The sequence below is a fragment of the Sphaerochaeta sp. S2 genome, from assembly GCF_016406725.1.
Lineage (GTDB): Bacteria > Spirochaetota > Spirochaetia > Sphaerochaetales > Sphaerochaetaceae > Sphaerochaeta.
Genome location: NZ_JAEKNT010000284.1, coordinates 1 through 7,758, shown reverse-complemented (window position 1 = coordinate 7,758; position 7,758 = coordinate 1). Strand labels below are relative to the sequence as shown.

Annotated in this window: 6 protein-coding genes, 5 tRNA genes and 1 pseudogene; 1 reads left to right on the top strand and 11 read right to left on the bottom strand. The window is 48.7% G+C overall.

Annotation, left to right across the window (positions count from 1 at the left end):
- The 8 genes from JF818_RS08360 to JF818_RS08325 all read right to left on the bottom strand — a co-directional run.
- On the bottom strand, positions 1–1,817 hold a 1,817-nt coding region (locus JF818_RS08360; RefSeq protein WP_198891560.1), incomplete at its 3' end, for a GGDEF domain-containing protein.
- Between the two features lie 207 nt (positions 1,818–2,024).
- A tRNA-Gly gene (locus JF818_RS08355) sits at positions 2,025–2,096 on the bottom strand.
- A gap of 41 nt (positions 2,097–2,137) precedes the next feature.
- Positions 2,138–2,219 (bottom strand) — tRNA-Leu (locus tag JF818_RS08350).
- A 38-nt stretch (positions 2,220–2,257) separates the two neighbouring features.
- A tRNA-Lys gene (locus JF818_RS08345) sits at positions 2,258–2,330 on the bottom strand.
- 31 nt (positions 2,331–2,361) lie between these two features.
- Positions 2,362–2,435, bottom strand: a tRNA-Arg gene (locus JF818_RS08340).
- Between the two features lie 17 nt (positions 2,436–2,452).
- Positions 2,453–2,524: transfer RNA gene (locus JF818_RS08335), tRNA-His, on the bottom strand.
- Between the two features lie 140 nt (positions 2,525–2,664).
- Entirely contained in the window at positions 2,665–4,926 is a 2,262-nt protein-coding gene (locus tag JF818_RS08330; protein ID WP_198891559.1) for an AAA family ATPase, read from the bottom strand.
- A 2-nt stretch (positions 4,927–4,928) separates the two neighbouring features.
- Positions 4,929–5,624, bottom strand: a complete 696-nt coding sequence (locus tag JF818_RS08325; protein WP_198891558.1) for a hypothetical protein — start codon at positions 5,622–5,624, stop codon at positions 4,929–4,931.
- 118 nt (positions 5,625–5,742) lie between these two features.
- On the opposite strand from JF818_RS08325, the gene JF818_RS08320 reads away from it, so the two are divergent.
- Complete coding sequence (locus JF818_RS08320; protein ID WP_198891557.1) at positions 5,743–6,450, top strand: Bax inhibitor-1/YccA family protein; 708 nt, start codon at positions 5,743–5,745, stop codon at positions 6,448–6,450.
- A 35-nt stretch (positions 6,451–6,485) separates the two neighbouring features.
- Here JF818_RS08320 and JF818_RS08315 read toward each other — a convergent pair whose 3' ends face one another.
- From JF818_RS08315 to JF818_RS08305, 3 genes and pseudogenes are all read right to left on the bottom strand, one after another.
- Positions 6,486–7,196: a PHP domain-containing protein gene (locus JF818_RS08315; protein ID WP_198891556.1), complete on the bottom strand. Its 711-nt coding sequence runs from the start codon at positions 7,194–7,196 to the stop codon at positions 6,486–6,488.
- On the bottom strand, positions 7,180–7,530 hold the full coding sequence (locus JF818_RS08310; RefSeq protein ID WP_198891555.1) for an iron-sulfur binding hydrogenase: 351 nt from the start codon (positions 7,528–7,530) through the stop codon (positions 7,180–7,182). The genes JF818_RS08315 and JF818_RS08310 overlap by 17 nt, the downstream gene beginning before the upstream one ends.
- Positions 7,531–7,758, bottom strand: a pseudogene (locus JF818_RS08305) (histidine kinase); the annotation flags it as partial.

Sequence of the window (7,758 nt, the reverse complement as noted above, 5' to 3'; positions counted from 1 at the left end):
ATTCCCGTCTGTTCTGCCATGGGGATGAACACTTCCGGATTAACAACCCCGTATTCACTGTTGTTCCACCTCAACAAGGCTTCAAACCCAATAATCTTATTGGTCTCCACCGATATCTTCGGCTGGTACAGCAACTGCAGTTCATCTCTGTCCAGTGCCCAGTAGAGATTGTTCACCAAGGTATGATTCATCGTGGTACTGTCCTTGATGTCATCCGTACAGAACACGGCTTGGTTTTTTCCTCTGCCTTTTGCTTCATACATCGCAATATCTGCGTTCTTGATCAGGGTATCAGGACTTTCTCCATCATTGGGATATACTGCAATACCGATACTTGCCGAGACATGGTATTCCTCATCATCTATTATCGCTGGTTTTTTCAGGGTTTCCATAATGGAGTCAGTCAGTGCATGGATGGGCTCATCAGTTTCCAAGTCCGGTATCTCTACCAAGAATTCATCTCCCCCAAACCTTGCCAAGGTTCCCTTTTTTCCGATTCGTTTGGTAAGCCGTTGGGCGATCTGTTGCAATACCAGATCACCCACCATGTGACCTGCAGTATCATTGATAGCCTTGAAGGAGTCAAAATCGATGAAAATGACACCAACTCTTTGACGTTGTTTGTCTGCCCGTTCCAAGGATTGCTGGAGCTTTTCAATGAAATATTCCCTGCTCGGCAATCCGGTGAGCGAGTCGTAGTAGGCAAGTTTGTAAAGCTGCCTTTCCGACTCCTTGAGATCTTGCCTCTGTGATTGGATTTTTTCTATATACGTGGCCGATTGCTTTCTGAATGCTCTGATGATCAACAAAAGAATCAGTACTCCGATATAGGATATGATCCCGGGAATTGGAGCATTGGAATCCATCCTGATCCAGAATACGAGAGAGCTAAGCAGATTGGTTGTGTTCATCAACATGGAGATGATGAATCCGGGTCTTGACTCCCTCAATACAAGGTAGATGGAGATGAACATCTGCACCTGGGTCAGGATGCCCCTGAAGGTGGATTCTGCAAGATGGAGCTGTCCTATGGTAATGGTTCCTGGTTCAAGACGGACTTGTATGAATGAGATACATACATAGAACACCACGCTGATGATGATATGGATGTAGCTGGAACTGAATCGCAAGGGGTTTTCTTCTTTCTCTTGGCCTTTTCTGATCGTGTTGTAAATGATGGTCACAGGCAACAACATCAGAACCGGTGCCATCTGCGGGAGATTACCAACCATACTGCTTAGGATGATGTCAGTGAAGGTGGCTGCAAACAAGAGGGTGAGTATGGTAAAGAAAATGAGCCTGGCTTGTTTCTTGATGTCTGCATCATTGCTTTTCTTGCCCCATAATGCTAAAAGCACCAAGCCTAGGATGGTGTAGCTTCCATAGTATATGTAGAATATGATATCCCAGATATTGTGCTCAGCTATATTGACCCAACCAAACTCAGTGTGCCTGAGCTGGTACGGTTCTGCGTTCAGCCCTAAAGGGATGGAGAAGGCAAGAATGGTCAGGAGAGCAGGGGTATACAACACGGCATAGAACCACCATGGCCGCCTGCCAACTCGCTTGCTGGAAATAAGGATGATGAAATGGAGAAAGATTGCATACACAGAACCCCAGCCTAGGGCTGATACCCTTCGCCAAAGTTCAACCGCATCCCGAGTAGGGGCAAGATTGGCAAAGGCCAATCCTGAAGACCAGATGGAAATCGCGGTAACCAGGGCAAAAAAGATTCGGTTGGAGATGGTTGTATGGTTGCTCTGGAGCACAAGTATCCCACTTGCCAGTGCCAATATGGACACTGAGATGAACAACATTGAGAAAACGATGGTACTAAGCACTTGAACGTTACCTTGCCTCTTTGAACCTAGAGTATACCTTCTTTTTGGAAAAGAGAAAGCGTTTCGATCAAAATATATATTAGCTATATCTTTTATGCATAATATAATACAAATCAGTCTACTATCAAAGCAACATCACATAAGAGCAAAAAAAGCAGCCAGAAATTTTCTGACTGCTTTAAGAGCGAAAGACGGGACTTGAACCCGCGACATCCACCTTGGCAAGGTGGAGCTCTACCACTGAGCTACTTTCGCAAAAAACCGTTTTGCCAGACAGTCCAACTTGGATTGTCCTTTGCGAGAGAGGGGACTTGAACCCCTACACCGTAAGGTACCAGATCCTAAGTCTGGCGTGTCTGCCAATTTCACCACTCTCGCGGTGCATGTCTTGCCCCTTAGCGAGGTTCGCCATGTATTGAGCCGCAAAGGGATCGAACCTTTGACCCGCAGATTAAGAGTCTGCTGCTCTACCAGCTGAGCTAGCGGCCCATGACAATAAAATTTCAAAAAACCAAACCTCTGCGCTCGGAAGGATTCGAACCTTCGACCTACGGATTCGAAGTCCGGCGCTCTATCCAGCTGAGCTACGAGCGCGCTAACGACCCGGTTAGGGTGGAAGACGGGGCTCGAACCCGCAACAGCCAGATCCACAATCTGGTGCTCTACCATTGAACTACTTCCACCATGGTAGCTGAAGCAGTGGTTTACATCACCAGTGCGTTTCAACGTTGCATACTATGACCTAAACGCTTTTCTTTGTCAACAACCCTCTGTCAAATTTTCTAAAAAAATGAGCTTCCCATAGCAAGTGCTTCTTAGGTAATCAGTTGCTTCCATGCACTTTCTCTTGTACGTCTTTCCATTGCTTTGCATCACTGCTCTGGGATTCATTGATAATTGCTCCCTCTCGGTAGGCATGTATGATCGCAAGATGGTGTTTCCATTCAAGCGGACGGTTTGCCAACTGTTCAATTAATGCATTTCTCAACGCATCTTCATCAACCTTTATTCTCAAGGTCTTCCATGCCGGGAGATAGGATGAGGTGAGATACCGTTCGATGTCTTGTTTCTCCATCATCCTATGCTCAAATAAGTTGAGGGAGCGGATATCTACATCAAGACCTCGCTCGCTGAAGAGATTTTCCAAGTCACTCTCATCCCAGTTGGTAAGCGGGTTTTCTGGATCGCCGTAGAGATGGGTCTCCGCCTTCTCAAGCAATAGCCGATCCTCCCCCTTGATGAAGTGAGAGAGTCTTGAGCCTAAAACAGGTACGCTTTCAGCAAAGTGCAGTGAACCATTCTTAGCCAAACGGGATACAAGACTGCCAAGCAGTGGTTCTGATAGTTTTGCCCTGCTGAGCAGGTTTCTTCCCAAGATAACCTCAAACTGCAATCCATGTTCAAGGTGGGAGAGCAATGTTTCCAGGGGTTCTGCATATACATGTGGGCGCTCAACTGAGGAGAGTGATTCAGCATAGTGGTTGATGTGCTCAGCCTGGTCCTTGTTTCTTACCTGGGCCACCACCAATCCTTCTGGTGTTGATCGATACGCCTCCCAAAGCAACATTCCATGTCCAGCATTGCACACCAACACCCGGTCACTCCGTCTGAGCTGCACACCTCGGAAAAGACGCTCACGGATCTCCTTGAGCAATGTGCCTCGCTCACTGATGGTACGATTAACCCATTTCTGTCTGCTCTTGTCTCCCGGTGAGTAGGAGAGATTCTCGACAAAGGCATCGCTTTGGGCACTCTCGAGCTGCTCTTCCCTATGCCTCTGCACCTTCTCCTTGATGCTCTTTTCATAGCCTTGGTCACTTGGTTCGTAATAGACTTTTCCTTGCAGGGAGGAGGGGAGGTATTGCTGGGCAACCCAGTGATCCTGATAGGCATGAGGGTAGAGATATCCTTCGCCATGGCCGAACCCTTTTGCATCTCGATTTCCATCACGAAGGTGGTTCGGTACCTCATCCTGGGCTTGTTGCTCAACACCCTTGAGTGCATCAAAGAAAGCCAGGGTAGAGTTACTCTTCTCGGTAGTTGCGAGATAGAGTGCAGCGTGGGTCAGGTGGAAGCGGCCCTCGGGTAATCCAATACGCTCAAAGGCTTGGGCGTCAGCCTGAACCACAACGATTGCCGATGGGTCTGCCAATCCGACATCCTCGCAGGCGCTGATAAGCATTCTTCTGAAAATGAACTTCGGGTCTTCCCCGGCACTCACCATCCTGGCAAGCCAATAGAGTGTGGCATCAGGGTCACTGCCACGAATGCTCTTGATGAAGGCACTGATGACATCGAAGTGGTAATCACCTTCCTTGTCATACAGCACTGCCTTCTTCTGTATCGATTGTTCTGCAGAATCCTTGGAAATATAGATCCTTGTTCCTGGAGGTGGGGGAAAAATATCAATTGATGTCTCTACAGCAAGTTGCAAGGCATTGAGCAGGCTCCTTGCATCTCCGTTTGCAATCTCTACCAAGTGCTCCAATGCCCCTTCCTCAAACTGCACCGGATACTCCCCATATCCCCGTTCCTTATCCCCCAGTGCTTGCGCTGCGATGGCAAAAAGATCTTCACTGGTAAGGCTCTTCAACTGGAAAATGCGTGATCTGCTCACCAAAGCAGCATTTACCTCGAAATAGGGGTTCTCTGTAGTGGCTCCAATAAGGATAACCGTCCCATTTTCCACCCAGGGCAGTAGTGCATCCTGCTGGCTCTTGTTCCAGCGATGGACCTCATCGACAAAGAGAATCGTACCCTGGCTGTATAACTCCAAGCGTTGGCGGGCTTCCTCAATCTCATAACGAAGCTCCTTGACGCCACTGAGTACTGCGTTAAGTGTAGAGAAGTACCGTTTTGTGGTGTTTGCAATGACTCTTGCAAGGGTGGTTTTTCCCGTTCCCGGTGGCCCATAGAAGATGACTGAAGAGAGCTGGTCTGCCTGTATTGCACGCCTGAGCAGTCGTCCTTTGCCGATGATGGCATCTTGGCCGATGTACTCATCCAGGTTTCGTGGCCGCATCCGATAGGCCAGTGGTTGGTTTTTCCGCTCTTCAGCTTCGTTTGCTGCAGCAAATAGGTTCATAGCTATGCATCCTGCCAAAATAGTTCCAGGAAGGAACCGCTTCCTCTGGGAACCGGGGTGGTTCTCAGGATCTCTTCCTGTCTTCCAAGTTCTTCAAAATATGTCTCCAGGAACTGCGTTGAGAGGTGGTCGAATGGGTCATCCTTGACCTCGACGAGCACTTCCTCTCCCCAAAGGCTGGTTCCTTTCTGCCAAATACCATAACGATCGAGGATTACGTTCCATGTTTCTTCGCTTGCAATCAAGGCATCATTGAGTCTTTCCAGTACTTCTTCCCTGATAACATCTCCCCTCTGCTTGGTCAACTCTTTTGTAGCGCTTTGGTTCCCTTGCAGCAAAGCTGCCTCTGGGTTTTCCCAAACCACTTCGTTGCTATTATCCGTCACGAGAATCGTGGTCTGCACCAGTACGCTGCGAAATGCCTGCTGTACCTGGGTCTGCCACCGGTCCAGGTGATCAAGAAAGAGTGGAATTCCTTCCATCTGTGAAAAATGAGCGGCATTCTGGGGAAGAAGATCTTGCAATTCCATCTCAGTGAAAAGATTGGCATCCACTGCCTGGCTTGCCAGTTTTGTTACTTCCCTTAGGGCATTCTCAGCCTCAACGGCACTGACACGTTCATCACGACTCGTGGAAGTGCAGCCCATTAGCAGAACAATGATGATACAAATGAGGGGTAAAAGAGGCTTGTTTGTCATAGACTTTACTATACCATCAGGAAATGGACTTGCATAGCGGGCTGAATGCAAGCAAATACTTGACCTTTTCTTCAGGATTGATGAAATTATGGTAAGATAGCTTAGGAGGCTTACAACAATGTCAGAACAAAAGAGTTCAATACTTCAGAATGTACAAGTCCGTGAACGGACGATATTAAAAAACGTATACCTTTGGATGACTGCAGGGCTTGGCCTGACGGCCTTGATCTCATACTTTGTAGCAAGTAATCCTGCACTTCTCCAGGCACTTGTCGGGAACATGATGGGTTTTCTCCTGCTCGTCATTGGACAGTTCGCCTTGGTATTCTATCTCACTGCACGCCTTGATAGGATGAGCCAAGCAAGTGCAATCGGTGCATTCCTTGCGTATTCTGCACTCAACGGCATTATGCTGAGTACCATCTTTATCGTGTATACCGGAGCCGTCATATACAAGAGTTTCCTCACAGCAGCGCTTATGTTTGCCGGGATGAGCCTCTATGCTATGACAACGAAGCGTGATCTCAACAGGATCGGCTCGTACCTGGTCATGGGCATGTGGGGTTTGATCGGTACAATGGTGCTTAATATGTTCCTTGGATCAAGCGGCCTTGATTACTTGATCAGCTTTGCCGGTGTGGCCATCTTTCTTGGCCTCACTGCGTGGGATACGCAGAAAATTGTACGTTGGAACCAGAGCTATGGAACAGATATCGATGAGGAGACCTTCACCAAGTTGAGCATAATCGGAGCACTTTCTCTCTATCTCGATTTCCTCAACCTTTTCCTTTTCCTCTTACGGATCTTTGGTCGTTCAGACCGCTAGCAGCAATAAGCTGGCTTACGTTGAAACTGGTGTGCCTAGGAACGGTATGCCACCAGGTTTCGCTTTGCCAGCGCCTTTTTCAGTGACTCATAGGAGCAATCTTGCATCTCCAAGGAACAGGTTCTTCTCCCTACCTGTTCAAGGCTATGTGCATCGGATCCGGTAAGCACCACCAAGCCGTGGGTATCGGCATGCACAGGGGGGTGCATCGCCTCCAATGCGCTGTAAGGAAGGTCCGGAAGAAAGCCCAGATTGGCTAGGGCACTGTTTGCAAACCGGTCTATATGTGCTGGAATGACCAATGCGTCCCGGCTTAGGGCTTCCTCCACTACATCGGAGAAGGAAAGCGATGTGGCAGCTGCGAGCATCGCATCCACTTCCTCCTGTACCTCGCCTTCAAGATTCACCACCAGCTGATTACCGAACAATCTCCTGTCATTCTTGATTGGTGGCAGGAGAAACTCAACAAATGTTCCAAATTCAAGAGCATCCTCCAGCCTCGGGAAAAGGGTAAGTACATGTACCTCTTCGCTGGTAGTCACTTCCATGCCAAAGAGGGGGAGAATGCAGCAAAGCTCACACGCCTCAGCGAAAGCTGGAAGATTCCTTGCACTGTTGTGGTCAGTCAGGGCAAGGATCTCGATACCCTGTTCCATGGCCTCCACGGCAAGGAGGGAAGGGGTAAGATCGTCATCCCCGCAAGGGGATAGGCAGCTGTGGTTGTGTAGATCAATCGGTACCAGCATCAAGTCTCCCCAAAGCCTTTGCAATCTTGCAGCTGGCTTCGAACTGGGTATCCTTGGTGGTAAAGATGGAGATATCCTCTTCCTTCGCTGCTTCCAGCATATCGGAAGGAACACTGCGGTTGTTGCAGATGACCAGCGCGCGAATACCTGCCAGGGACGCGACAGCTACTGTATTCTTGTGGGCCTGAATGGTGACAAGAACACTCTCAGAGGGAGCATTCCCCATAACATCACTGAGTAGATCACCACAATAGGCATCAGTAATTTCCCAGTTCTCCAATTCGCTATGTTCTGCTTTGAAGCCTTCCAGGGCTGCAAGGTCTTGTACATGCATCTATGTTTCCTCCTGATTTGGGTGCAATGCAATAACGCAGACAACTGTTGTACCATTGAGTGTACTCTCTATGGCAAAGTCGTCCGCCACTGATTTGACATTGGGCAGCCCCATTCCGGCACCAAAGCCTAGGGAGCGTATCCATTCACTGGCGGTGGTCCAGCCCGCCGTCATCGCCGATTCCACGTCGCTGATACCCGGTCCACTGTCTCGGGCGGTGATCTGGAT